We start from the raw sequence: 26,228 nt of genomic DNA, 5'->3' as shown, positions 1-26,228 counted from the left end.
TTGTTTTTTATGAATGCAAATTTAAAACTAATTAAAAGAGCAAGCAAGAAAGTATTCAGTTTTCAGTCACAGTTTTCAGTCGCTGTTTTCGGCCTCAGTCTGGAAACTGAAAACTGAGACTGAAAAACTTATTTTTCCAGAAGTGTTGAATTAAATAAATTTAAGATTCTACTGTATTCATCAATCCAGGAATAGGTTTCTTTAAAACCGTGTGATTCAACTGGGAAAGATGCAAGAGTCCAATTCTTCTTCTGTAATTCGATAAAACGCTGCGACAAACGAACCACATCTTTATATTCCACATTATTATCAACCATTCCGTGAAGCATTACTAAATTTCCTTTTAAATTATCCGCAAAATAAATTGGAGAACTTTTCTTGTAAGCTTCCGGATCTGTCTCAGGGAAATTCAAAATATTACCTGTATATCCGTGATTGTAGTGTGCCCAATCTGTAACTGAACGCAAAGCTGCACCTGAGGCAAATTCACCAGGAGTAGTTAACATTCCCATTAAAGTAATAAAACCACCATACGAACCACCGTAGATCCCTACTCTGTTACTATCAATTCCGTATTTTTCAATCAAATATTTTTTTCCATCCAATTGATCAGATAAATCTTTTCCGCCCATAAAACGATAAATTCCAGTTCTAAAATCACGGCCGTAACCATCACTTCCTCTGTAATCAATATCTAAAACTGTATAACCTAAATCAGTCAGCATATTATGAAACATGTATTCTCTGTAATAATTGCTCCAATAATTGTGTGCATTTTGCAAATAACCGGCGCCGTGAACAAAAATTACGGCAGCTTTATTTGAGTTCTCCGCCTTTGGAGTATATAATCTCGCGTTTACAGGAATTCCGTCTTGTGCTTTAAATGTAATCACTTCCGGTTCTCTCCATTTGTATTTTTTGAATTCTTCAGAAACTGAAGAAGAAATCTGTTGTAAAGTTGTATTCTTTTTATTGTCAGCGATATAAAAATCCCAAGGAATATTTTTATATGAATAACGTACTAAAAGTGTTTTTTCATCTGGAGAGACCACAACTTCATGCGCGCCATCTTTGGTTAAAATCGGTTCTAACGTACCTCCGGAAGCAGTCAACTTATAAAAATTTCTGTTTCCCGGATGTGTTGTATTAGTAGTTAAATAAAATGTATTTTTATCTTTAGACAATGTTACATCACGAACTTCCCAATTTCCGCTTGTCAGTTGTGTTTTCTTATTAGTCTTTAAATTAAAGATATATAAATGCGAATATCCTGTGGCTTCAGACTGGAAATAAATTGTTTCATTATCTGCCAAAAATCCAAGGATTCCAGAATCAAAAGAGTACGATGGAATTCCCGGGCCGCCAATCCAAGCTTCGTCATGTTGATGTTCAATTTCTTTAAAAGTTCCGTTTTCAAGATTTAAACTCACCAACCATCTGTCTTTGTTATCCTGACTTCTAATTTCAACAATACCCAAAGAACCGTCTTCATTATAAACAGGAGCCTGAACCGTAATGAGTTTATCTTCTTTGGCTTTGTTTTTTAAATTATCATAAGATTCGTAATATTTTGGTACATCTTGAATATGACTTAAAGTTGAAAAGTTGACATAGTAAACCGTATCTTTTGCGACAGAATAAATACCAAACTTGGTTTTTACTAAATTAGCTGTTGAAACTTTTTCTTTGGTATCCGGAGTTTTATTATAACCATCATCCGTTATAAAAACTTCCATTTTTTCAAGTTTAACGCCCGCTTCTTCAACTAAACTAAATGTGGCAAAATTTCCTTTTGGATTTGCTTTTAGATTGTATAAATTGTCTTTTCCGTAGAAATATTCTTTTGCAAAATCTGACTTAACCGCTTTATTTTTAGCAAGATTCCATTCTTTTTTTGCTTCCTTATCTCTAATAAACTGAAATAATTCTTTTTGTTGCGTCTTTAAAAACGAATCTTTCTCTGGCGTTTTATCTTTTTTAGTTCCTTTTATTAAGTTGGTAATTTGCAAAACAGTTCCTTCTTTAGCATTGTACTTGAAGATGTTACCGTTTTGTTCAAAAAATACGATTCCTACTGTCGTGCCAAATTCTATATTAGAAATTTCGGTGCTTTGCTGGATAATTTTCTTAATTGTTTTTGTACTTATTGTATACGAATACAAAGCTCCATTATCAATATAATAAACAACATCAGAACTTGGTTTTCTTTTGAAATTAAGTTTAGAGAAAGCGGCTTCTTTAGGTTCGACCAAAACCGGTTTTACAGCTCCTTTTTGCCAAGAATAGGTACTTTCGCCTAAATCATTAGTCGGATTCCATTCAAAATACACTTTTTTTCCATCTAAAGACCAGCGTCCGTTTGTTGGTTGATTTCCAATAAAAGCTTCGCCTTTCATTATTTCTTCAAGTTTCAAAGTTTGACTATTACCCGATATTGAAAGAATTAAAAAGGCAAGAATAAAAATGTTTTTTGTCATAATATTTTTCATTTGAGAAAACAAAAATACACTTTGAAAATTATTAAAAAAATGTTTTCTACACTTGCTAATGAATTCCTTTGCTAAATATTCATTCAACAAAAAAAATCCCTGAAGAATTAACTTCAAGGATCTTATATAGCTATCAAAAGTTTAAAGAATAATTCTAAACTTAAAAAATAATATTAGCTGGTAACAAATTCTTTATTCAGGATTTTTGAAGCGATATATTTAGCTACACCATCTTCAGCATTTGTAGCAATAACTTCTAAATTAGGTAAAGTTTCTTTTAATAAAGCTGGGGCATTCCCCATAATCAAACCTTTTCCTGTTGCTGATAACATTTGAACATCATTGAAACCATCTCCAAACGAAACGGCTTCACTTAATGTATAACCTAGTTTTTCAAGTACTTGTTCGATTGCAACAGCTTTATCTATCGATTTATCCATAAATTCTAAACAAGTTGGTAAACTAAAAGCATGATGCAAATATTCTGAAGAATTAGCCAAAATAGCATCTTTCAGTTTTACTAATTTTTCATGATCATCGCATGAAAAGAAAATTTTAATAGCACCAAAATCTTCAAGATTTTTATAATCTACTAATTCTGGGCGGTATTTCATATCAGCTTGAAAAGCATTTAACTTTTCGTTCCATTTATTGGTTTGCCAAACATTTTCTTTGAACAGAACTACAGTAATCTCAGGGTCAATTTCAACATTTAATGCAGCTTTTACAACATTGCTATCCAGATTAAAAGAAAAAAGCTCTTCTTTTTCAGGTGAATGAATTCTCGCTCCATTTGAACTTACCAAATAAACCGGTACTTCAAGAGTATCAATAATTGCCATTGCATCAAGATGATGACGCCCTGTTGCTACAACAATAAGATAATTTTGATTGTGAAGTTCCTGAAATATTGATTTGGTGTAATCTGATATTCTATGCTGTGGGTTGAGTAAAGTTCCGTCAAGGTCACTTACAACAACTTTTATATTTTTAAGTTTTGTCATATTAAAAATCAAGTTTTTATAAAGTGCAAATTTACGGCTTTATGCTTAGAAGAGCAAAGATTGCAGGTCTCTCGAGTCCGAAATATGACAAGTTTATTATTTATTTAACTATTTCGTTAAATATTGCATTATAAATAACTTAAACTTTTATAATACCTGATTTATATAAATTTAATGCTTTCTGAACCACCGTTTCAATTTGTTCCAATGGTAAATCTTCGTTTGTATCAAAAAGCATAATTTTCATTCTCGAACGAGCTTCCTGAATTAAAAATGGTTCATCAAAATGTTTTCCTTCAACAATTCCGATATAAGGCTGTTTGTATTTTTTATGAGTCCATAAATAGCAAAACATTTTTCCTTTATAACAGAAAAAAGGCATACCGTATTTTAGAACATGAGTGATCTCCGAATCTTGTTTTTGAATAATTTCTTTCAATGCAAGAAATATCCCTTTTATAGGTTCTTCTTGTTTCAAATAGAAATCATCTAATTGTTTCATCTTTTACTTTTTTGGAGTTCTTGCAAAAGTAATTTTTAATGCATTAAGACATTTAGACCCCGTTTTACGTTTATATATCAATGAATCATTTTTGATATAAAACTTTTCTTTATCAATAGCAACAAATGACATATCCATATCAGGCACACAACCTGGTATTGTCGTCAAAATTTTACTGTTTTTATCAGAAGAACTGCAATCTGAAAAAGGAAGTACATTGTAACAATCTTCCATTTTTGCACTACTTAATTCTATAGTATCTCCAATCATTTTCCATGTTCCATTAGAGAAACCTGTCCACGAACTACTTCCTCCATTGTATAAAAAGGTATTATCCGGAAGTATCATTAAAGTCGTTTTATTTTGAGCTTCATATCCGGTATCGTACCAGGCACCAGTAAAATTCTTTGGTAAACTTTCTGTCTTCTTGCACGAAATCGAAAAAACAAGTATTGCTAAACTCAATGTTTTAATTGTCATCAAATAAAATTTTAATTTTCAAAAATATCAAAAAAAATATTCGTTTTACACATTTCTATTTAAAGATATGCATAAAACGAATATTAGTAAATGTCAAAACACAGTTCACGATTTACATTTGACACTTTATAAAATTAATCGTGATTTTCTATTTGTTTATAAGCATCAATTACCTTTTTGACTAATCTATGACGTACGATATCTTTATCATCCAGATAAATAATCCCGATTCCGTCAACGTCTTTCAAAACCAGAATAGCTTCTTTAAGACCAGAGATAGTTCTGCGTGGTAAATCGACCTGACCCGGATCACCCGTAATCATGAATTTTGCGTTTTTTCCCATACGAGTCAAAAACATTTTCATTTGCGAGTGCGTTGTGTTTTGCGCTTCATCCAGAATTACAAAGGCATTATCAAGCGTACGCCCGCGCATAAATGCCAATGGCGCAATTTGTATAATTCCTTTTAAAATGTAATCTTCGAGCTTTTCATTTGGCAGCATATCGCGCAAAGCATCATAAAGAGGCTGCATATAAGGATCTAATTTTTCTTTCATATCGCCGGGTAAAAAACCAAGATTTTCTCCTGCTTCTACCGCCGGTCGGGTAAGTATGATCCTTTTTACTTCTTTGTCTTTAAGTGCTTTTACAGCCATTGCAACCCCAGTATACGTTTTTCCTGTTCCAGCCGGACCAACAGCAAATACCATATCATTTTTTTTAATGGTATCAACCAATAATTGCTGGTTAGGCGTCATGGCTTTAATTATTTTACCACCAACACCGTGAACTAGTATTTTGTCATGATCGTATGCTTTTTTTTCATCCTGACCATCACTCATAATTACACGTTCAATTACATTATCGTCAATGTTGTTGTATCGGGTAAAATGAAGCATAAGCCTCTGAAATCTTTTTTCGAATTCATCTAAAACTTCTTTTTCGCCAAATGCTTTCAAGGTCGTCCCTCTCGCTACTATTTTAAGCTTTGGGTAATACCTTTTAATTATTTCAAGATGAGTGTCTTGAGCGCCCCAAAAGTCTTTTGGAGCGATGTCTATGAGCTCGATAATTCTTTCGTTCAAATGAGATAGTTTTAAATTAAAAATAAATCAGTTTTTATAATTCAGTGTTGTCGGGTGTTTTTTAGTTTAAAGTTTTCGGTAGCAGTCTCAGATTTAAAAGTACAATCAGATCACTTTTAAAACTATTTTTTTACTGCTTTAATCTTTTTCAAAATTCAATTCTTTTTTACAGATTGAAAACTGAAACCGAAAACTGAGACTATTATAATAATTTGTATTTTCTTTCTTTCAATTTGCGTTTACTATTATTAGCTTTGCATTTCTCAAATTTAATGAAAATTAGATTTAAATACTACCAATAGTTATAAACAAAATTATGTCAATAATTACCCTTACTACCGATTACGGCTTAAAAGACCACTTTGTTGGTTCACTAAAGGGTAAAATATTATCTGAGTATCCAGAAGTTACAATTGTTGACATTTCGCATGATATTGACCCATTTAACACTGCCGAAGCAAGTTACATTATTGGCGCTGCTTACTTGAGTTTTCCAAAAGGAACCGTACACTTAATTGGAGTCGATATCGAACGTAATAAAGAGAACCAGCATATTGCTATGCAATGGAACGATCATTACTTTATTTGCGCAGATAATGGGATTTTAAGTATGCTTACGCAGAAAATTGTCCCGCAAAAAATTGTTTCTATAAACATCCATGATCGATTTCCGAGTGAATTCAGTGATTTAGATATTTTTATAAAAGTGGCTTGCCATATTTCTAAAGGCGGTTTACTGAATGTAATTGGAAAAGAAATAACTGAAGTCAAACAAATTACAGAATTACAACCTGTAATCTCTAACGACGGAAACTCTTTAAAAGGCTACGTAATTTATATTGATCATTTTGGAAACGTCGTTACTAATATTTCTAAAAGACAGTTTATGGAAATAGCAAAAGGACGTCCGTATGAGATCGTAATGAAGCCTAAAAGCATCAAAACTATTCTACCCAACTATTCCGCTATTGCTACATCTGATAAATATCCGATTAAAACTTATGAAGGCGAAAAACTGGCCATTTTTAACGAAGCCGGTTTTCTTGAAATCGCAATTTTTAGGAGCAATCCCACAAATGTAGGCTCTGCAAATAGCCTTTTAGGGTTGAATTATAGAGATGTAATTACGATTAAATTTTTGAGTTAGAAATTTCATCAAAATAAAATACATTTGCATCCAAATTGAATCAAACAACAATATGCTAGTTCGAATTGTAAAAATGAGTTTTCACGAAGAAAAAATTCCTGATTTTCTGGAAAATTTTGAAACAGTGAAAGACAAAATACGAAATGCCGAAGGAAATCGTTTTTTAGAATTGTATCAGGATAAAAATGATAAATGCATATTTTTTACTTACAGCTATTGGGAAACTGAAGGTGATTTAGAAAATTACAGACAATCTGAACTATTTAATACGGTTTGGGATTTTACTAAAAAGCTATTCAATGCAAAACCGGAAGCGTGGAGCGTGGAGAAATTAGTTACTTTGGCGTAAATAGCTTCAGGTTTCAGGTTATATGCTGAATTTGAAAATTGGTATGAATTAACCGCAATCCCGAACAAAGATTATATTTAAAAGGTTTAAAAAATATAAAGCGCAAAGCTGCATGAACCTAAAACCTGAAACAAGAAAAACTTGAAACAAAAATAAAGTTACATGAAATCAATCATTTTACGAGAAATAAAATCCTTTTTTGGCTCTCCTATTGGCTATTTGGTCATTGCTATTTTCTTAATTAGCAACGGACTATTTTTATGGGTGTTCGAAGGAGATTACAATATATTAAATACAGGCTATGCTGATTTGACTCCATTTTTCACTTTAGCGCCCTGGATTTTAATTTTCCTGATTCCGGCTGTAACGATGAGAAGTTTCTCTGACGAAAAAAAACAAGGAACATTAGAATTATTACTGACCAAACCATTATCGATTTGGGAAATTGTAAACGGCAAATTTTTTGGTTCGCTCCTACTAATCATTTTGGCTATTATTCCAACATTTATATATGTAAAAGTAATTTCTAATTTAGGTTCCCCTGAAGGAAATATTGATATGGGAAGCACAATTGGTTCTTACTTCGGATTGCTGTTTTTGATTGCTGCTTATTCTGCAATCGGAGTCTTCACTTCTACTCTATCCGAAAATCAGATTGTAGCATTTATTATTGCGGTTTTTTTGTGTTTTATCTTTTATTTTGGTTTTCAAGGTTTAGCTTCATTGATTCCTGGAGACTCTAATATTATTTCAGCATTTGGTATGCAAGATCATTTTAAAAGTATGAGTCGAGGCGTGATCGATACTCGCGATGTTATTTATTTTCTAAGCATCACAGTATTATTTCTGTCTTTTACTGTTTATCAATTAAAATCTTTTAAAGCATAATGAAAGCATCTACTCAAAAAAATATCAAAACATTAGGTATTACTGTTTTTGTTTTAATCGTTTTAAATGTATTAGGAAGTTTATTTTTCCACCGATTTGATTTAACAAAAGACAAACGATATACTTTATCTGAAACTTCTTTACAAATTGTAAAACAGGTTAAAAATCCTCTATCGATCAAAATTTATATGCAGGGCGATTTACCTGCTGATTTTAAACGTTTGCAATTAGAAACAAAGCAATTATTAGAAGAATTTCAGGCTTATAACAGTAATATTGTTTTCGAGTTCGTTAACCCGATGGAAAACGGAGAAGACAATATGGATGTTGTAAAATCTCTTTATCAAAAAGGTCTTACACCAATAAACATTACTGTTGATGATAAAGGAAAACAATCGCAAGCCATGGTTTTTCCGTGGGCAGTCGCAGTTTACAATAATAAAGAAGTAAATATTCCTTTATTGAAAAACATCATGGGTGCTTCGACTACTCAAAAAGTAATTGGATCGATTCAGCATTTAGAATATTCAATTGCAGATGCAATCAATAAAATCACAAAGGACAGACAAAAGAAAGTTGCTATTATAAAAGGAAATGGTGAATTAAACGAAATTCACATTGCTAAATTATTAAGGCAAATTCGCGAAAGTTATTACATCGGACCATTTACTTTAGATTCTGTTGCTAAAGATCCCAACGGGACTTTAAATGCTCTAAAAAAATATGATTTAGCCATTATCTCTAAACCAACTGAAGCTTTTTCTGATGAAGAAAAACAAGTTTTAGATCAGTTTATCATGAATGGAGGAAAAACATTGTGGCTGGTTGATCAGGTTGCAGCTGACATGGACAGTTTGTACAATCAATCTGGTGCAACTCTGGCATACCCAAGAGATTTGAATTTGAATGATATGTTCTTTAAGTACGGATTTAGAATTAATCCCGACTTGGTAAAAGACGAACAAGGAAGTCCTATAAAACTAGCTACTGGCGAACAAGGAAGTGCAACTCAATATCAGGATTTTATATGGAAGTTTGCTCCACAAGTATATCCTACAAGTCAGCATCCTATTGTAAAAAACTTAGGTGGAATTAGATTTGATTTTGCCAGTCCGATTGATACTTTAAAAAATGGCATCAAAAAAACGGTTTTATTGCAATCATCTCAATATTCTAAAACAATTGGAACTCCTGCAGAAATCAATTTAAATATAGTAACAGAGAAAACTTCTCCACAGGATTATTTAAATAAAGGAAACATACCGCTTTCTGTATTATTAGAAGGTTCTTTCCATTCTGCTTTCGAAAATCGTGTATTGCCTTTTAAAGAAAATTCATTTTTAGCAAAAGGAAAACCTAATAAAATGATTGTCATTTCTGATGGAGACTTAGCAAGAAATCAATTGGATAAAAATATGATGCCGGTAGAATTAGGTTACGACCAACGCACCGGAAACTTGTATGACAACAAAGATTTCATGATGAATTGTATCAATTATTTACTTGATGATACCGGACTTATTAACATTAGAAGTAAAGATGTCAATTTACCTTTATTGGATAAAGATAAGGTTTACGAAAATTATACAATGACGCAATTCATAACTATCGGACTTCCAATTCTAATTTTATTGGTTTTCGGAATAGCTTTTACTTACTTGCGAAAAAGAAAGTACAGTAAATAGATGTTAATAAAAAATTTGCAAAACTAAGATTGTTTACGATATATTTGTAAAGTCTATTTTAGTTGATAAAAACTAAAGAAAACAGCAAAAAATAAAACAAAAGAGATGAAATTTATAGTATCGAGTTCGTACTTATTAAAACAATTACAAGTTTTAGGTAGTGTAATTAACAGTAACAATACGTTGCCAATTTTAGATAACTTTTTATTTGAACTAGACAATGATGCGTTGACAGTTTCGGCTTCAGATCTTGAAACTACAATGTCTGCTACATTATCAATCGATTCTACAAGTAAAGGAAGTGTTGCTGTGCCAGCTAAACTTTTGCTTGAAATTTTAAAAACGTTCCCGGAACAACCTTTAACTTTTACAGTTGAAGAAAATAATACAGTTGAAATTAGTTCAAACTCAGGAAAATATGCGTTAGCATATGCTGCAGGAGAAGAATTTCCAAAAGCGGTTCATCTTGAAGAACCATCTGTAACACTTGTTCCTGCTGATGTTTTAGCGACAGCGGTAAGTAAAACTATCTTTGCTGCCGGAAACGATGATTTACGTCCGGTAATGTCTGGAGTTTTCTTTCAGTTTTCACCTGAAGGTTTGACTTTTGTTGCAACAGATGCTCATAAATTAGTAAAATATGCCCGTACAGATGTAAAAGCATCTCAGGTTGCTGATTTTATTATGCCAAAGAAACCTTTGAATATCTTAAAAAGTATCCTGGGATCTTCTGATGCTGAAGTAAAAATTGAATACAACGATTCAAATGCGACTTTCTCATTTGATAATTATATTTTAATGTGTCGTTTAATTGATGGTAAATACCCTAATTACGAAGCGGTAATTCCGAAAGAAAATCCAAACAAATTAATGATTGACCGTTCTTTGTTTTTAAGTTCAGTTAAACGTGTTGCAATTTTCTCAAACAAAACTACACACCAAATTCGTTTAAAAATCGCCGGAGCTGAATTAAATGTTTCTGCAGAAGATATTGATTATTCAAACAAAGCTGAAGAAAGATTGACTTGTGATTATCAAGGAGATGATCTTCAAATTGGTTTCAACTCTCGTTTTTTAACTGAAATGTTAACCAATCTACAATCAGATATGATTATGTTGGAGATGTCGTTGCCAAACAGAGCCGGAATTCTTACGCCAGTTGATGGTTTAGAAGAAGGTGAAACTGTTACAATGTTGGTAATGCCTGTAATGTTAAATAGTTAACATCAAAAGTTCTTTTTGTTACAGGGATTTTTTTTAGTTTCAAATTAAAGGCATATCATTGTAAAAAAAAATATCGCTATTAACCAACCATTTTTTATACCTAGAAACCGCAATTCTCTAAAAAGAATTGCGGTTTTTTAGTTTTAAGTAAATTTTGTTTCAAAGTTTCTTTGTTTCAAAGTTTATTTGTTTCAGGTTTATTTGTTTCAGGTTTTCTTTGCTTCAGGTTTTCCTTGTTTCAAGTTTTTTTGTTTCAGGTTTTTTTGTTTCAGGTTGAAATGTGGGAAAACAGGGTTCTGTTTATTTTTTTTATCACAAAGCACACAAAGGTTTTTTAATTTAGATTGTGTTCACAAATAGCGTAAGGCTTGCGGACTTTACGTTTTTATAAAACCTTGCACAATAAAAAACCTTTGTGTGCTTTGCGGTTAAATCTCAAACCTAACTTGAAACCTGAAACAAATAAACTTGAAACAAATTTTTCTTTAACTTTGTACTATGAAAATAGAAATTTGGTCGGACATCATGTGTCCGTTTTGTTACATCGGAAAAAGACAACTGGAAACAGCCTTAGCTGAGTTTCCAAATGGAGATTTTGAAATCGAGTGGAAAAGCTTTCAACTTGATCCAACTATTACACCACAATCAGGAAAAGACGTTTATACGTTTCTGGCAGAACGCAAAGGTATTTCTGTTGATCAATCTATAGAAATGCACAAAGGTGTCGTAGAGCGTGCAAAAAGCGTTGGTTTGGATTATCATTTTGACCAAGCAATTATTTCGAATTCTTTGGCTGCACATCGTATCATTCATTTAGCTAAAACTAAAAACTTGGGTGATGAAATGGAAGAAATTTTCTTTAAAGCATATTTCACCGAAGGAAGAGATCTAAATGATAACAAAACACTTATTGAATTAGGTGTTCAGGCAGGTTTAGATGAGAAAGACGTACAACAAGTTGTCGAAAATGAAGATCTATATTTAAGTGATGTTCATTCAGATATTCACGAAGCTAATCAAATTGGCGTTCAAGGTGTTCCTTTTTTTGTTTTTGATCGCAAATATGCGGTTTCTGGCGCGCAACCTGTCGAAGCTTTTGTGCAAACAATTAAGGAAGCTCAGAAATAACTTTAAACTTTTTAGAATACATTTTTCTTTATTATAACTCTCAAAAGCAAGACTAAATATATAATGTCTTGCTTTTTTTATGCAAGCTTTTTCCTTTCTTAAAATTATATTTGCAATTTACTTTAGACAATTTACTTTCCTACATTTCATTTCCAACAACACCCAAAGCTCCGAAATATCGACAAAACGGGTCAGCTCGTTGGCTTAAAAACTATCAATTTTTCTTTTACACTATTATTTTAAACTGAAATAATATGGAATTCTCGAAAAAACAGATGTTTTTTTATCAAAATAATCAATTTTAACACCCACAAATCACCCTAAACAAACAAAAGCTAACTCATTAATACAGAGCTACTAGCAATGATAAATCTACTAATAAAAGTAGTTTTCAAAATCAAAATTAACAGTTTAACAGCTCTTGCTAAGGTTTTATTTGTAAGATTTAGCAGTATTTTTTTTATATTTGTGTAGGTCAGCATTAGCATCTTAACACTAATCTCATAAATTATATGAAAAAGATCTCATTGTTCTACTGCCAAATTTCAGCAAGTATAATTCCCTTTCTAGTGACTGAAACGCCCCTACTCTTCCCTGAAGCATTTTTACCTAAAGAATATTTATAGTCTCGTTGCTATAAAATTCCCTTTTTGATAAAAAGACAAATAAAATACCATTGTAACATTCCATAAATATTTATAAATTATGAAGCAGAATAAATTTTTGTTATTAGTCTTTTTTTGCTGTTCTATACTTTTATCTGACACCATAAATGCGCAATTAATGGAAGTAGATTCAAAAGACACTTTGAATGGAAAACCAAAAGTTACAGCAAGACTTATGGGAAGACTCAAATTAAACGGAATGTATGACATTAAAGGAAGTTTAAGCGGCAATAGCTCCTTTCTTATTCACAAAAACGATGTCACCGGTACTGACATACCTGCTTTTAGTATGGATATGCGTCAATCTCAATTGCGTTTTGTTAGTACTATTCAATTAAATAATGGTAAAGAAATAAAATCGATGCTTGAAGCTGATTTTGAAGGCGCTAATAATACTTCGCAATTCAGACTTCGTCATGCTTGGATTAAATACGATCATTGGACCGTGGGGCAAACTTGGTCAAATTTTGGAGATTCTTCGTTATGGCCTGCCCCTTTATTAGACTGGGATGGTCCAACGGGAATGGTTCTCTCTCGTAGAATTCAAATTCGTTATACTGCAAATTTTAAAGAAAATGGACACACTGCTTTTGAAATTTCTGCAGAATATATGGAACCACGCCGTCTATACGATTATACATTAAACCCAAATTATGGTGTTGATTATGCTCCTTCTCGAGCTCCCGATGCCGTTGCGGGCATAAGATATGCTTTTGACAACGGAGGCTTTATGAAATTAGCAGGTTTATACAGAAGCGTTGCTTATGATTCTAAAAATATTTCGGCCGGTGCTACTGATTTTGATTTTGCCTCTCAAAATGGTGGTGGTGTTACCGCTATTACAAGTATATTTTTCAGAAAAAAATCAGGCTTAGTCAATAACTTACAGGCACAATGGACAATTGGTAAAGGAATTAGCGACTATTTTTTAGCTATAGGCGGCTCGGGTCTTGATGGCTTTGCCAATTCTGATTTTACAGGAAAACTAAATCTTTTACCTGTACACGCAGGTTTTATTTCCTACGAGCGCTATTTGAACAAAAAATTTCATTCGATGGTAATGGCATCATACAATCATTTTTATGAAGGTGCTAATACTCAGGCTGGCTGGGATCGAATGACCAATTACCAATTTACACTAAACGCTTCTTATGATTTTCTTGATTGTCTCACAATTGGAGTTGAGCCACAAATTGGCTACAAACAACTACAATATGATGATGGAAGTACTCAAGGAGCAAATGCAGTTCGAATCAATTTTGGAATGCTATTTAATTTCTAACAACATGATTAACCAAATAATACAAAATAAAATGAAAAAATTAATACTTGTACTTTTGTTGTGTTTTGCAACATCAATGGCTTTTTCGCAACAAAAGCCCAGAATTATAATTCTTGCAACTGGCGGAACTATCGCCGGTGAAGGAAAATCTGCGGATAAAGCCGGATATACAGCGGGTAAAATTCCGGTGTCCGAGCTTATTGGAAGTATTCCAACCGTAAAATCAATTGCTGATATTACCGGAGAACAAATATCATCTGTGGGCAGTCAAGATATGAGTCTTGAAATATGGCGAAAACTGGCTATTCGAATTAATGAAATTTTCAAGAAAAATGAAGCCGATGGTATCGTTATAACTCACGGCACAGATACACAAGAAGAAACTGCTTACTTTCTTGACCTTGTTGCATCGCATGATTTACCAATTGTAATTACTGGTTCTATGCGTCCGGCAACTGCTATTAGCGCAGACGGACCAAAAAATCTTTTTGATGCTATTACAGTTGCCGCAGATCCAAAAAGTAAAGGACGTGGCGTTCTTGTATCTTTTAATGAATCAATATACGATTCCAGAGAAGTAACTAAAACCAGCACGACCAAAGTAAATGCTTTTAAATCTCCAAATTCAGGTCCGCTTGGAGAAGTTTATGACGGACATGTTGAATATTATAAATCATCTTTAAGAGAAACTTCTAAAGGAGGACCATTTGAAATTAACAATAATACAAAACTTCCTAAAGTTGAAATTGTTTATATGTACGCCGATGCATCTCCGGATTATATCGATTATCTCGTAAAACAAAAAGTAAATGGTATTGTAATCGCCGGTGTTGGAAATGGGAATTTCTCTAAAGCTTTTACAGACGCCATAAAAAGAGCTACCAATGCAAATATCATAGTTTGTCGTGCAAGCCGATGCCTGGAAGGCAGAGTTGTATTAGACGGAGAAACTAATGATAACGAACTAGGAACAATAGTATCAGACGATCTTAGTCCTCAAAAAGCAAGAATCTTATTGATGTTAGGACTTACAAAAACAAATGACAAAAAAGAATTGCAGAATTATTTCTTCCGTTTTTAATCCTAAATACTTCACTTTATGATATTAGTACAACTGGCCATACTTTTGGCTATGATCTTAATAGGATCGCGACTTAAAGGCATTGGTTTAGGGGTTATGGGAATGATAGGACTTTTAATATTTGTCTTGTTTTTTCATATGCGACCTGCTGATCCGCCAATTGCTGTTCTTCTTATTATTTTGGCTATTGTTACCACAGCAGCTACTTTGCAAGCGGCAGGAGGTTTGGATTATTTGGTTAGTATTGCCGAAAAAATTATTCGACGAAATCCAAAGCATATTACATTTATTGCGCCTTTTACAGTTTACTTTCTATGTTTATTTGCAGGTACGGCACACATTGTGTATTCGTTGCTTCCAATTATAGCCGAAGTATCTGCCAAGAAAAGGATTCGGCCTGAAAGACCTTTAAGTATATCTGTGGTCGCGTCTCATATGGCACTTACGGGTAGTCCAATGAGTGCTGCAACAGCTTCATTGGCAGCAATACTAGCCTACTCAACCGCAGTTGTCGATATAATGAAAGTATGTATCCCTGCATGTTTAATAGGAATTGCAGCGGGTGTATTTTCAGTATGGAAAAAAGGTAAAGAACTTAATGATGATCCGGAGTTTATCGAAAAAATGAAAGATCCAATATTTGCAGAAAGTCTAGAGCAAACAACTGAATCAAACAGAGACTTAAAACCTGGCGCAAAAACTGCTGTACTCATCTTTGGCTTAGCCATATTATCGATCATCTTTTTTGGAGCTTTTCCGCAATTCCTTCCTAATGTAGGTCCGGGAGCTGCAGGATTTGCCGTTGGGGCTGATGGTTCTATAAATCTTACCGGAGTAATTATAATGATAACATTATCGGCTTCCGCCCTTATAATGATTATTACAAAAACTTCTCCTGCATCAGTATCAAAAATGAGTTTATTTACTTCAATGGCAACTGCTCTTGTATCTGTTCTTGGGGTTGTATGGATGAGCGCAACTTTTATGGCTACAAATCAAGGCTTAATAGAAAGTACTTTTAGAGAGATCACATCAGAGTATCCTTTTACTTTTACTTTTGCTTTAATTATTATGGGAGCTCTAACTTTTAGTCAAGCTGCTACCACAAAAATCATGATGCCAATTGGATTGTCTTTAGGAATTGGTCAACCACATCTTATAGCAATGTTTCCAGCTGTCAATGCCGATTTTATATTACCGGGATATCCTACGTTAGTTGCCGCAATGGACTTTGATCGTACCGGTACAACACGTATTGGTAAATACGTATTAAATCATAGTTTTATGCTCCCTGGTTTGGTTACGATTGCATTTACTGTAGCTTCAGGTTTTTTAATAAGTATGTTTTTATAAAAACCTATTATTTTTGATAGTTTGCTTTTTTGTTTTTAAAATGGTAAAAACAAAAAAGCAAACTATTAATCATTTATAGAACAAAAATTAAGTCAAAATTATAAAGTCCTTTGAATTCGATTATAGTAACTAAATTCAGAAAAAATCAACATTCTGAAACCAGTATTTCTAAATAACTCCCATTTTTTGCATTAAGAAAGTAGCGCTTTTGTTTTTGCAGATTCCGCCACGAAGTTTATAATCAAAATGAAGTTCATTATTTTTGATTTCAACCTCAAAACATTGATTCGTTAAAACATCAGGATATTCATTTGTAGTTAAACAAACTTCAATATCATGTGTTGCAATTGCACCTATAGCCTTTTTGGCAATTACCTTTTTCACAACTTCAATGGTTCCATTTCGTTTATCGTCAGAGTTGGTTCCTCTCAAAATTTCATCTAATAAAACAAAAGCTGGTTGCTCTTCTAAAGCATCCATAATTTGTTTTAAACGCTTTATTTCGGCAAAGAAGTACGATTCACTATCCGCTAAAGAGTCTGATAATCTCATTGAAACTAAAACTGGAAGTGGATGAATATTAGCTTTTGAGGCACAAACAACTGAACCAATTCCTCCTAACACCATATTAATTCCTAAGCTTCTTAAAAAAGTACTTTTTCCAGACATGTTTGATCCCGTCAATATCATGAAATTTTCGGGATAAAAATGAGTATCATTCCCTACTCTTGTCGCTGGATTAAGCAAAGGATGACTCAAATCTGAAAATCCGATTTTATATTCAGAATTGATTTCAGGAAAAATAAAATCAGTATTATTATAACTCAAATTTGCCAAACTATTCAAAGCTTCAAATTCACCAATAATTGCAATCCATTTATCAAGTTCAGTTGAATAGTTTTCTTTCCATTTTAAAAGTGCTCTTAAAACATGAAGATTAAACAGGAAGGTTCCGTTAAACACAATTGCAGTTACAAAATTATTAACGGTATCCATTCTTGAGAACAACTCAGACAATTGTTTTAAATGCACACTTGCTGTTGCATTTTTAAAAACTAGTTGTTTTTGTAAATCTATTAATTTCTTAGATTGAAAGGTTTCATTTTCAATTTTCTGAACTAACAAACTATATTGTTTGATGATTTTATCTACGTTATCAGCTTTAGCTATTTCAGATTGAATTCGTTTAAAAGCTTGTCCTAAAACAACCATATTTGCAATAAAAATATAAGACAGATAGGACAGTAAAATTAATTTTGAAGTTATAATGTAAGCAATCAAAAATCCAAAAAACAAAGTTGGAAGAACAATTGACAGTAACACTAATACTTTAGGTAATACATTGTTCTTAAATGAAATCCAATAAAGTAACGACTCGTATGAACTTTTAGAATCATTACTAATCATTGCCAAGGCCAGGAAGTCCTGACGCCAATCGATTTTAGTTTTTAATTCGTTAATTGCTTCCTGATTTTCCAGAATTGTTTCATTGGGCAATAAGTTTAGTAATTGATTTCCCAATGTTTTTTTTCCGATAAAAGTCGCTGTTCTGTTTATATTCTGAAATAAAGAATGATCTCCAAAAATATCCAGATCATAAGCGTACGGATGATGAAAATCATTGAACTCAATTCCGTTTTCAAAAGGAATTTTTTCTCTTTTTAAATAAGTGATTTCATTTTTATTTATTTTTAAGATAGCTGTAGTCAGCTCTTTCTGAAAAGATAATTTCGAATGAATTCGCATTAAAAAAATAAAACCAACAAAAGATAAAAAAGCAAAAACTACGTAAAGCATTTCATTTGTCTTGATGTAATAAAACATTAAAAACAAACAAAGAAAAATACTTAACAAACGTAAGAGACTTATGCTATTGTATCTTTTATTGATTTTACTAAAAACTTTATTATAGTGTTCAACTTTATTTTGATATACTTCCATTTTTTAAATTTAATGAAATACAAATATAGTTTTTACACTTCTATAATTACTATTCGATAACAATTGAATTTTAGGTTTCATGCATTACTAATACCGGAATTGAAACTTCTTTCGCTATTTTTTTTGTAAAACTAGATTCAAAAATACTTTCAAAGAAAGATCTCTTATGTGTTATGGTTGTTAATACATCGACATCTTTGTAAAGTATAAAATCAAGAATTGTTTCTTTAACTTCATCACTTGGTAAGACAAGAAATTCTACATTTTCATTGGCAAATTCTTTCTCCCACTCTTTAATAGTAGCGTCAGAAACATCAGTGTTTGAAGTTCTAACATATAAACTTTTTACTTTTGCGTTCGTTTTTTTTGCAATTTCAATAACCTTTCTTAGTTCAATTTTATCTTTTTCACGATAACGAGTTGTAAAACCAATTATTTTTATCTTTTTGTATTTTGCATCAGCAGGAATACATAAAATTGGAACTTTAACTTCTGAAATAACCGAATTTGTATTTGATCCGGTAAAGAATTTTGTCCAGTCAGACACGCCTGAAGTTCCCATTATTACAAAATCGATCTTATCCTCCTCTATCGCATTTTTTAGATTAAAAATTAAATCACCATCCATTAAACGATGTTTGAGAACGATATCATCTAATTTTCGTTCGGATGCAATGGCTCTAAGCTTCGGAATTTCATCTTTAAACATTTCAAATTTCGCCAATTCTATTGAGCTGTAAATCGCAGCATAATTTTCGGGAAAAAACTGGCTATCATAAACCGGAATCTCAAAAGTATGCAACAAAACAAGTTCGGCATTAACGACTTTAGCAAATTCTAAAGCATGAACAAAAGCATTTGTAGCTGCTTCAGAAAAATCTGTGGGAAATAATATCTTTTTCATTTTATTTGAGATTAGGAGGTTTGTTTCTCAAATTTAATCATTATAAAAACAAAACAACCTGATAATTATCAGTATTTTAACATTTAATTTTTACAAAAAATGAGACTTTTAAATAATTAGAATGATTATTTTCTACAAGAGTTCAAATTGGCATCTTTGGGGCTTTTTTTATACCTTTGCCACATGATAAATCAAGATTCTATAGTTGCATTGGCCACTCCATCTGGAGCTGGAGCTATTGCTATCATTCGTATTTCAGGCTCTGAAGCTATTACTATTGGAAATTCAGTTTTTAAATCGATAAAAAACAAAGACTTAACGAAGCAAAAAACACATACGTTGCATCTTGGTCATATTGTTGACGATTCAAAAACGCTTGACGAGGTATTGGTTTCTGTTTTTAAAGGGCCAAACTCTTATACAGGTGAAAATACTATAGAAATTTCATGCCACGGCTCAACTTACATTCAGCAGCAAATTATTCAGCTACTTTTAAGAAGAGGATGCAGAATGGCCGATGCGGGTGAATTTACCTTAAGGGCTTTCCTGAACGGAAAACTTGACTTGTCTCAAGCTGAAGCTGTTGCTGATTTGATTTCGTCAGATAACGAGGCTTCACATCAAATTGCTATGCAGCAAATGCGCGGTGGTTTTAGTAATGAAATTGCAAAACTACGTGAAGAGCTTTTGAATTTTGCTTCTCTAATTGAATTAGAATTGGATTTTGCAGAAGAAGACGTAGAATTTGCCGATAGAACTCAATTTTATGAATTATTAAATAGAATTGAATTTGTTCTAAAACGCTTAATTGACTCTTTTGCCGTTGGAAATGTTATTAAAAACGGAATTCCTGTTGCGATTGTCGGAGAGCCAAATGTTGGGAAATCGACTTTGCTAAATGCTTTATTAAACGAAGAGCGCGCCATAGTTTCTGACATTGCCGGAACAACTCGCGATACAATTGAAGATGAATTAGTGATTGGCGGAATTGGTTTTAGATTTATTGATACCGCTGGAATTCGCGAAACAAAAGACATTGTAGAAAGTATTGGAATCAAAAAAACCTTTGAAAAAATTGAACAAGCACAGGTTGTGATTTATTTGTTTGATGGTTTAAAGTTTCAGCTTTCAAGTTCTGAGTTTGTTTCGGAAATTGAGCAAATCAAAAATAAATATCCGCTAAAACCTTTGTTAATTGTTGTGAATAAAAGAGACATATTGTCTGCTGATGAAGTTTCAAACATTACAACTAAGCTTGAAAATCTAAACGCAAAACTTTTATTGATTTCAGCTAAAGAAAAAATAGGCGTTGACGAGTTAAAGAATGAATTGCTTTCTTTTGTAAATACCGGAGCATTGCGAAACAATGAAACTATTGTAACAAATACAAGACATTACGATTCATTACTTAAAGCGTTAGATGAGATCACAAAAGTGAAATTCGGACTTGAAACAAATCTTTCAAGCGATCTAATTGCGCTTGATATTCGCGAGGCTTTGTATCAATTTGGACTTATTACCGGTCAGGTTTCTAATGACGAATTACTGGGAAATATTTTTGCTAATTTCTGTATCGGGAAATAACGGACAAAACATCACAAAATAAAACAAAGAATCCCAGTTAAAATGTCATAAAACCGCATTTTAACTGGGATTCTTCTTTCTGTTTATATAATTTCATTTGCAGATAGTTTGTCCTCATTTGTACCACGATTTTACCACGAAAATAATTTTCCTATTCAGGATTATTTTTGGCGAAATGAGGATGCATTAGGAAGTACATAGGCGTAATGGAACACAAAATTAGCCACATTACGAGTTCTAAGATTGAGGCTGTCATAATCCTTACATAATGGAAGATATAAAATCCCTAGATGAATACATGCTTCTAATTGGTCAGAAACTTGAAATGCTGCGCCAAAATATGGATTTCATACAAAGTGACATCACTGATGAAGTCGGAATAAGTAGAAAAACTGTCAGCTCTATTGAGAACGGGAATAATTTCTCAGTTGAAAATTTAGTAAAATTATTAATTACTTATAACCGAATAGAACCTTTTTTAAACACCCTTACTCTACCATATGATTTTGACATTAAACAATATAAAAAAGAAATGAAAGAATTTAATAAAAAACATAAAAACGAATGGTGGTTCAATCAAAAAAAGAAGGATTAATAGCTTAGAGAATTATACTTAAATCAAATCATCAATACACTATGGAACAGTATTATAAACTTATGAATGAATATTCCGGAACAGAATTATTCAAAGAAACTATTCACTTTATGAATATCTTTTTTCCTGAATGGAAAACCAATCGAGGAATTGGCTTTTCTGCAGCTGAATTTATATTGCATTGTATTGAGTTTTTAAGTCAATGCAACCTGCGCATAGATAATAAGGAACTCAATCATGAGTCTTTGAAAACATTGTATCTAAGTGTAGCCGAAGATTATCAACGTTTTAAAACTGAATATCAATTTATATTTTCATCTTTTGCGCTGGAAAAATTTACTACTGAATATGCGGATGAAATTGAAGATGAATATATAACTGATTTTAGGTATAATGACTTGTACGATTCTTTTTTTAATCAAGAACTTGAAAAGGTGACTTATGATTTTGAGTAGTGACTATGGAAACTATAAATATATTAAAAGAAAGATATTTCTTTAGTCTTTACGGTTTTCCACAATATATAAAATCATTTTTTAAATATCTTAGCAAAAATTATTTATCTCGATGAAATTTAATGAAATAAAAATAATACCTAAACAATGCTAAGAATAAATAACATTAAAATAAAAGGAATAGGCCCAATTAAAGATTTAGAACTAAAATTTAATAACCAATTCAATATTATTTGCGGACAAAACGGCATAGGTAAAACAACTATATTAGACTGTTTATCACAATCCTTTGCGCAATATAACACATCAATTAAAAGAAGTGCCGGTATCGTAAATGGAAGCTGGGATATTAATGTAGATATTAATGGGCTAAAACAAGAAAAAAAATTTAATACCACTTCTTTTCATCCAAATGAACGTCAATTACAAACTGAGGGATTCTATCAAAATGCCAAAGATATTATAGTATTTAAAACGCATAGAGATATCCCTTATCAACATTTAGGTTCCGTAAATACTGATCCGCAAAAGGACGTTTATCAATTTGCAACTGAAACAATTCAAGGTTCGTTGCCACATGACTTAAAAAATTGGTTTGTAAACCGACATTTATGGTCAGCTCACAAAGATCATTTAGATGAACATCAAATCAAAAACATTTCTCTAGCTAAAGAATGTTTTAATATTTTAAATTCTCAAATTTCCTTTAGCAAAGTAAATCCTAACTCAAATGATATTCTCCTTCATACACCAAATGGAGAAATTTATTTTGAATATTTATCCTCAGGTTATAAATCTTGTATGGCTGTTCTAATTGGTTTAATAAAAGAAATAGAATTTAGATTTAAGAGCCCGAGTAAATTCATTAAAGATTTCGATGGGATAGTTTTTATTGACGAAATTGATTTGCACTTACACCCTGATTGGCAAGCTAAAATATACGAAGCATTAAAAGTAATTTTGCCAAATGCACAAGTATTTACATCAACTCATAGTCCTCATATTATTCAAGTTGCAAATCCTAATGAAATTATCCCTTTGACACTTGACGAAACTAACGGTATTCAATTGAACCCAATAATAAATCAAGACTATGGTTGTCAAGGTTGGTCTGTAGAAGAAATATTAACTGATGTTATGGGTATGACAGAAACAAGAACATCAACTTATTTAGATGCAATTTCAAATTTCAATACTGCAATTGATAATGAAGACTTTGAGGCTGCATCAATGCAATTTACAATTTTAGACTCAATGTTACATCCAGAAAACACCTTAAAAAAAATACTAAAAATACAATTAACCGGAATTTCAACAAATGATTAAGTTAAACCGAACACCAAAACCTGTTGAGTTGACACCAAAATTACAAGTTGAACTAACGGAAGAATTTAAACTAACAGGGAAATCAGTCTGGAATACTGATTTTATAAAAAAGGGCTTACTAAGTCTTTCAAATGACAAATGTTGTTATTGCGAAGCCAACATTAATGAAGAAAGTAAATATTTAGAAGTAGAGCATTTTCATCATAAAGGTAAATATAATGATGAAGTATTAGAATGGGATAATTTACTTCCTTCTTGTAAAAAATGTAATGGAACTAAAAATGACCACGATACTAAATTAGAACCAATAATCGACCCAAGCATTGTTGAACCAAAGAAGCATTTAAAGTATTGGAGATATAGAATAAAAGGGGCTGATGACTTGGGCAAATTAACTATTTCAGTCTTAAACTTAAATGATCAAGATAGATTAGTTAAGAAAAGGTATGAAATTGGTAATGCCATCCAAGTAAGATTAGAACAACTAAACGAAATCACTGATGACTTCATTAATGGTATTCAAACAAGCACACGAAGAAAAAATAGAATAATTAATGGCACAAAAGACCTTATGAAAGAAGGACTTCCAAATTCCATTTATTCAGCAACTACAGCCACAATAATTTTAACTGACATCGAATTTAATACATTAAAGGTAAAATTAGTTTTATTGAAATTTTGGGATAAAGAATTTTCTCAACTTGAAACTGACTTAGAAAATACAGCATTTGAACTGTATCAATAAAAAAGCTACCGCTAGTAGCTAATACATCGGATTTGTGTACTGTCTTAGTGGAAAGTTGTTTTTGTATTTGGAACGATTTAGCAAATCCAAATAAGGAAATTAATTTAACCCCAAACCCGCTGTAATAACAGAACCTTGTCAGTAATATTGCCTTAAAAAATGGATAATAATGACCGAAAACATATATTTAGAAGAACTTTTAAAAAAAATACCTAAAAATCAATACATTGGATTAGGAAATCCAAATGCAAAAATATTATTTATCGGAAAAGAAGCCGGAGCAGAAATTGAAACTGAAATATTTCATGGAAGTGCTAGATCTTGGAAAGAAAAAGAAATTAATTATTCTGAAAAATACATTCCAAATGATCCGAAAATTAGAAATTTAAATCATACTTGGCAAAGATATCAAAAACTATATGATTGTATTTTGTCAAATTTAAATTTAGAGAACAGTAAAGAAGACAAATATGAAATCAATTTTGTTGAAAATATTTTTACTACAGAGTTAAGTAATTTACACGCACCTAACACAAACGATGCTAAAAAGCAGGAAAATTTTAGTAACGAATTAAAATCAAGAAAAGATTCTTTTTTCAGAAGCAAATTTATCGAGCAATTTCCAATAATCGTAATATTTGCGAGTGATAATAAATACATAGAAACATATCCTGGAGAGGTTTGCGAATTGTTTAATGTGAAATTTAATAATTTATATAATGAAAATGCGAAAGATAAAATATGGATACATTCAGAGATTAGTAAAGAAAAAAATCCAAGATTATTGATTCATACCAGACAACTAACTAATAGTATATCCAAAGATTTAATACCAAGTATTTGCGATTTAATAATCCAATTTATAAAAGAGAATTCGATTAAAATTGAGGATAACTAGCTAATAATTAACAAACTAAATTTACAATTAATTTTAAGATCTATAGAAATTATCGTTTTACCACCCCTTAAAACATTACAAAACAATGTTTTATAATAAATTACAAACTTAAACATATTTAAATCATAGAAAATTGCGGTGATTAAATAATTTATTTACCGCAATTTTTGCGGTGAATAATCATTATATTTACCGCATAAACTAAAAATCAATGGCTATCTACATTCATCAACTTAAAAATTGGCCCAATTTACAGTGGAATGACCAAGAATTCATTTCGTTACTAAGCGAAGTTAGAATCTTGCAAGGAAAACTCATGGGTAAAGTTGAATTGCTAGGTTTCGAACTAAAGGATGAAGCTAACTTAGAAACCTTAATTCAAGATGTAATACAAACTTCAGAAATAGAAGGAGAAATATTAAATCCTGAATTAGTTCGCTCCTCTATTGCCACAAGACTAGGATTAGAATATTCTGGTTTAGAGCATTCAGATAGACACGTTGATGGAATCGTAGAATTAATGTTAGATGCCACTCAAAATGACAACAAAACATTGACAGAAGATCGTTTGTTTGGTTGGCATGCAGCACTATTCCCAACGGGAAGAAGTGGTATGCATAAAATTGAAGTAGCAAATTGGCGTTCACGAGACATGCAAGTGGTTTCCGGTGGAATGGGGCGAGAAATAGTTCATTATGAAGCTCCAAAAGCAGAACAGTTAGAGTTAGAAATGAAACATTTTATAGAATGGTACAATAACGACCAAAATCTAGAATCATTGCTAAAAGCTGCCGTAGCTCATCTATGGTTTATAACCATCCAACCATTTGACGATGGAAATGGAAGAATAGCCAGGGCAATTACGGATATGCAACTTTCAAAATCCGATGGCGTAAATCAAAGGTTTTACAGTATGTCTACTGAAATAAACAAACAAAAGAAAAGCTATTACACCATTTTAGAGCGAACTCAAAAAGGAGATATAGACATTACAGAATGGATCGTTTGGTTTTTAGAGTGCTTAAAAAACAGTATCCTTTATTCAAGTATAATAGTTGACAAAGTAGTTAAAAAGCATCATTTTTGGGTTAAAAATGCAGGTAAAATAAGTAATGAACGTCAACAAATTATGCTTAATAAACTTATGGGTAATTTTGAAGGCCATTTAAATACAAGCAAGTGGGCTAAAATAGTAAAAACTTCCGCAGATACAGCACTTAGAGATATAACAGATCTAGTAAACAAAGGGATCTTGATTAAGGCGAATTCGGGAGGAAGAAGTACTCACTATGTTTTAAAAGACACATTTTAAAAATTGAAAAATAAAGTACTCTCTTCGAGTGATAAAATCAAAACATTATAACCTTTTCTTAGAGGTCTAAATAAGAAAAAGTAATACATTTAAAATTAATCTCGCC

General features: G+C 31.9%; 23 protein-coding genes. 16 read left to right on the top strand and 7 right to left on the bottom strand.

From position 1 onward, the window contains the following. Positions 1-128 precede the first annotated feature (128 nt). From ACHRVZ_RS13290 to ACHRVZ_RS13270, 5 genes are all read right to left on the bottom strand, one after another. Positions 129-2,477, bottom strand: coding sequence for a prolyl oligopeptidase family serine peptidase (locus ACHRVZ_RS13290; RefSeq protein ID WP_395423057.1), 2,349 nt, complete (start codon positions 2,475-2,477; stop codon positions 129-131). Positions 2,478-2,662: 185 nt separating this feature from the next. Continuing rightward, positions 2,663-3,493, bottom strand: a complete 831-nt coding sequence (locus ACHRVZ_RS13285; RefSeq protein ID WP_395423056.1) for a Cof-type HAD-IIB family hydrolase — start codon at positions 3,491-3,493, stop codon at positions 2,663-2,665. 139 nt (positions 3,494-3,632) lie between these two features. After that, positions 3,633-3,995, bottom strand: coding sequence for a DUF1801 domain-containing protein (locus tag ACHRVZ_RS13280; RefSeq protein ID WP_395423055.1), 363 nt, complete (start codon positions 3,993-3,995; stop codon positions 3,633-3,635). A gap of 3 nt (positions 3,996-3,998) precedes the next feature. Further along, the gene (locus tag ACHRVZ_RS13275) at positions 3,999-4,475 is read right to left on the bottom strand and encodes a hypothetical protein (protein ID WP_395423054.1); all 477 of its coding nucleotides are present in this window, start codon (positions 4,473-4,475) and stop codon (positions 3,999-4,001) included. Positions 4,476-4,609: 134 nt separating this feature from the next. Continuing rightward, a complete protein-coding gene (locus ACHRVZ_RS13270) occupies positions 4,610-5,560 on the bottom strand; it encodes a PhoH family protein (RefSeq protein ID WP_395423053.1) in 951 nt (316 codons plus the stop codon). A 316-nt stretch (positions 5,561-5,876) separates the two neighbouring features. Here ACHRVZ_RS13270 and ACHRVZ_RS13265 point away from each other — a divergent pair, with 316 nt between their 5' ends. The 9 genes from ACHRVZ_RS13265 to ACHRVZ_RS13225 all read left to right on the top strand — a co-directional run bounded on the left by ACHRVZ_RS13265 (position 5,877) and on the right by ACHRVZ_RS13225 (position 16,362). After that, positions 5,877-6,707, top strand: a complete 831-nt coding sequence (locus ACHRVZ_RS13265; RefSeq protein ID WP_395423052.1) for an S-adenosyl-l-methionine hydroxide adenosyltransferase family protein — start codon at positions 5,877-5,879, stop codon at positions 6,705-6,707. Between the two features lie 52 nt (positions 6,708-6,759). Continuing rightward, positions 6,760-7,056 (top strand): putative quinol monooxygenase, encoded by a 297-nt coding sequence (locus ACHRVZ_RS13260; RefSeq protein ID WP_395423051.1) that lies wholly within the window; start codon positions 6,760-6,762, stop codon positions 7,054-7,056. Between the two features lie 162 nt (positions 7,057-7,218). Continuing rightward, positions 7,219-7,944 carry a gliding motility-associated ABC transporter permease subunit GldF gene (gene gldF, locus ACHRVZ_RS13255; protein WP_395423050.1) on the top strand — a complete coding sequence of 242 codons (726 nt, stop codon included), beginning with the start codon at positions 7,219-7,221 and terminating at the stop codon, positions 7,942-7,944. Further along, a complete protein-coding gene (gene gldG, locus ACHRVZ_RS13250) occupies positions 7,944-9,629 on the top strand; it encodes a gliding motility-associated ABC transporter substrate-binding protein GldG (RefSeq protein WP_395423049.1) in 1,686 nt (561 codons plus the stop codon). Before gldF ends, gldG begins: the two co-directional genes overlap by 1 nt. A gap of 105 nt (positions 9,630-9,734) precedes the next feature. Continuing rightward, positions 9,735-10,853, top strand: a complete 1,119-nt coding sequence (gene dnaN / locus ACHRVZ_RS13245) for a DNA polymerase III subunit beta (RefSeq protein WP_395423048.1) — start codon at positions 9,735-9,737, stop codon at positions 10,851-10,853. A 498-nt stretch (positions 10,854-11,351) separates the two neighbouring features. After that, entirely contained in the window at positions 11,352-11,981 is a 630-nt protein-coding gene (locus ACHRVZ_RS13240) for a DsbA family oxidoreductase (protein WP_395423047.1), read from the top strand. Positions 11,982-12,764: 783 nt separating this feature from the next. Continuing rightward, complete coding sequence (locus ACHRVZ_RS13235; RefSeq protein ID WP_395423046.1) at positions 12,765-13,928, top strand: DcaP family trimeric outer membrane transporter; 1,164 nt, start codon at positions 12,765-12,767, stop codon at positions 13,926-13,928. Positions 13,929-13,959: 31 nt separating this feature from the next. Further along, positions 13,960-15,009, top strand: a complete 1,050-nt coding sequence (locus tag ACHRVZ_RS13230) for a type II asparaginase (RefSeq protein ID WP_395423045.1) — start codon at positions 13,960-13,962, stop codon at positions 15,007-15,009. An 18-nt stretch (positions 15,010-15,027) separates the two neighbouring features. Beyond that, positions 15,028-16,362, top strand: a complete 1,335-nt coding sequence (locus tag ACHRVZ_RS13225; RefSeq protein ID WP_395423044.1) for an anaerobic C4-dicarboxylate transporter family protein — start codon at positions 15,028-15,030, stop codon at positions 16,360-16,362. A gap of 168 nt (positions 16,363-16,530) precedes the next feature. On the opposite strand, the gene ACHRVZ_RS13220 is transcribed toward ACHRVZ_RS13225, so the two are convergent. Both ACHRVZ_RS13220 and ACHRVZ_RS13215 read right to left on the bottom strand, forming a co-directional pair. Beyond that, positions 16,531-18,303 carry a DNA mismatch repair protein gene (locus ACHRVZ_RS13220; RefSeq protein WP_395423042.1) on the bottom strand — a complete coding sequence of 591 codons (1,773 nt, stop codon included), beginning with the start codon at positions 18,301-18,303 and terminating at the stop codon, positions 16,531-16,533. A 70-nt stretch (positions 18,304-18,373) separates the two neighbouring features. Continuing rightward, the gene (locus ACHRVZ_RS13215; RefSeq protein ID WP_395423041.1) at positions 18,374-19,207 is read right to left on the bottom strand and encodes a universal stress protein; all 834 of its coding nucleotides are present in this window, start codon (positions 19,205-19,207) and stop codon (positions 18,374-18,376) included. 183 nt (positions 19,208-19,390) lie between these two features. Here ACHRVZ_RS13215 and mnmE point away from each other — a divergent pair, with 183 nt between their 5' ends. The 7 genes from mnmE (at position 19,391) to ACHRVZ_RS13180 (ending at position 26,122) form a co-directional block, all read left to right on the top strand. Next, entirely contained in the window at positions 19,391-20,791 is a 1,401-nt protein-coding gene (gene mnmE, locus ACHRVZ_RS13210) for a tRNA uridine-5-carboxymethylaminomethyl(34) synthesis GTPase MnmE (protein WP_395423040.1), read from the top strand. 268 nt (positions 20,792-21,059) lie between these two features. Continuing rightward, a complete protein-coding gene (locus ACHRVZ_RS13205; protein ID WP_395423039.1) occupies positions 21,060-21,386 on the top strand; it encodes a helix-turn-helix domain-containing protein in 327 nt (108 codons plus the stop codon). Positions 21,387-21,448: 62 nt separating this feature from the next. After that, entirely contained in the window at positions 21,449-21,841 is a 393-nt protein-coding gene (locus tag ACHRVZ_RS13200; protein ID WP_395423038.1) for a hypothetical protein, read from the top strand. 147 nt (positions 21,842-21,988) lie between these two features. After that, a complete protein-coding gene (locus ACHRVZ_RS13195; protein WP_395423037.1) occupies positions 21,989-23,167 on the top strand; it encodes an AAA family ATPase in 1,179 nt (392 codons plus the stop codon). Between the two features lie 28 nt (positions 23,168-23,195). After that, entirely contained in the window at positions 23,196-23,912 is a 717-nt protein-coding gene (locus tag ACHRVZ_RS13190) for an HNH endonuclease (protein ID WP_395423035.1), read from the top strand. A 169-nt stretch (positions 23,913-24,081) separates the two neighbouring features. Next, positions 24,082-24,810 carry a hypothetical protein gene (locus tag ACHRVZ_RS13185; RefSeq protein WP_395423034.1) on the top strand — a complete coding sequence of 243 codons (729 nt, stop codon included), beginning with the start codon at positions 24,082-24,084 and terminating at the stop codon, positions 24,808-24,810. A 211-nt stretch (positions 24,811-25,021) separates the two neighbouring features. Next, on the top strand, positions 25,022-26,122 hold the full coding sequence (locus ACHRVZ_RS13180) for a Fic family protein (RefSeq protein WP_395423033.1): 1,101 nt from the start codon (positions 25,022-25,024) through the stop codon (positions 26,120-26,122). Positions 26,123-26,228 lie beyond the last annotated feature (106 nt).

Source organism: Flavobacterium sp. FlaQc-57 (genome assembly GCF_044007395.1).
GTDB lineage: Bacteria > Bacteroidota > Bacteroidia > Flavobacteriales > Flavobacteriaceae > Flavobacterium.
Note: the sequence above shows the minus strand (reverse complement) of the source record. Positions and strands in the feature narration are given on the sequence as shown.

Coding starts and splice junctions, on each gene's coding strand:
- ACHRVZ_RS13290 (WP_395423057.1), bottom strand. CDS start 2,477: ATGACAAAAAACATTTTTATTCTTGCCTTTTTAATTCTTTCAATATCG.
- ACHRVZ_RS13285 (WP_395423056.1), bottom strand. CDS start 3,493: ATGACAAAACTTAAAAATATAAAAGTTGTTGTAAGTGACCTTGACGGA.
- ACHRVZ_RS13280 (WP_395423055.1), bottom strand. CDS start 3,995: ATGAAACAATTAGATGATTTCTATTTGAAACAAGAAGAACCTATAAAA.
- ACHRVZ_RS13275 (WP_395423054.1), bottom strand. CDS start 4,475: ATGACAATTAAAACATTGAGTTTAGCAATACTTGTTTTTTCGATTTCG.
- ACHRVZ_RS13265 (WP_395423052.1), top strand. CDS start 5,877: ATGTCAATAATTACCCTTACTACCGATTACGGCTTAAAAGACCACTTT.
- ACHRVZ_RS13260 (WP_395423051.1), top strand. CDS start 6,760: ATGCTAGTTCGAATTGTAAAAATGAGTTTTCACGAAGAAAAAATTCCT.
- gldF (WP_395423050.1), top strand. CDS start 7,219: ATGAAATCAATCATTTTACGAGAAATAAAATCCTTTTTTGGCTCTCCT.
- gldG (WP_395423049.1), top strand. CDS start 7,944: ATGAAAGCATCTACTCAAAAAAATATCAAAACATTAGGTATTACTGTT.
- dnaN (WP_395423048.1), top strand. CDS start 9,735: ATGAAATTTATAGTATCGAGTTCGTACTTATTAAAACAATTACAAGTT.
- ACHRVZ_RS13240 (WP_395423047.1), top strand. CDS start 11,352: ATGAAAATAGAAATTTGGTCGGACATCATGTGTCCGTTTTGTTACATC.
- ACHRVZ_RS13235 (WP_395423046.1), top strand. CDS start 12,765: ATGGAAGTAGATTCAAAAGACACTTTGAATGGAAAACCAAAAGTTACA.
- ACHRVZ_RS13230 (WP_395423045.1), top strand. CDS start 13,960: ATGAAAAAATTAATACTTGTACTTTTGTTGTGTTTTGCAACATCAATG.
- ACHRVZ_RS13225 (WP_395423044.1), top strand. CDS start 15,028: ATGATATTAGTACAACTGGCCATACTTTTGGCTATGATCTTAATAGGA.
- ACHRVZ_RS13220 (WP_395423042.1), bottom strand. CDS start 18,303: ATGGAAGTATATCAAAATAAAGTTGAACACTATAATAAAGTTTTTAGT.
- ACHRVZ_RS13215 (WP_395423041.1), bottom strand. CDS start 19,207: ATGAAAAAGATATTATTTCCCACAGATTTTTCTGAAGCAGCTACAAAT.
- mnmE (WP_395423040.1), top strand. CDS start 19,391: ATGATAAATCAAGATTCTATAGTTGCATTGGCCACTCCATCTGGAGCT.
- ACHRVZ_RS13205 (WP_395423039.1), top strand. CDS start 21,060: ATGGAAGATATAAAATCCCTAGATGAATACATGCTTCTAATTGGTCAG.
- ACHRVZ_RS13200 (WP_395423038.1), top strand. CDS start 21,449: ATGAATGAATATTCCGGAACAGAATTATTCAAAGAAACTATTCACTTT.
- ACHRVZ_RS13195 (WP_395423037.1), top strand. CDS start 21,989: ATGCTAAGAATAAATAACATTAAAATAAAAGGAATAGGCCCAATTAAA.
- ACHRVZ_RS13185 (WP_395423034.1), top strand. CDS start 24,082: ATGACCGAAAACATATATTTAGAAGAACTTTTAAAAAAAATACCTAAA.
- ACHRVZ_RS13180 (WP_395423033.1), top strand. CDS start 25,022: ATGGCTATCTACATTCATCAACTTAAAAATTGGCCCAATTTACAGTGG.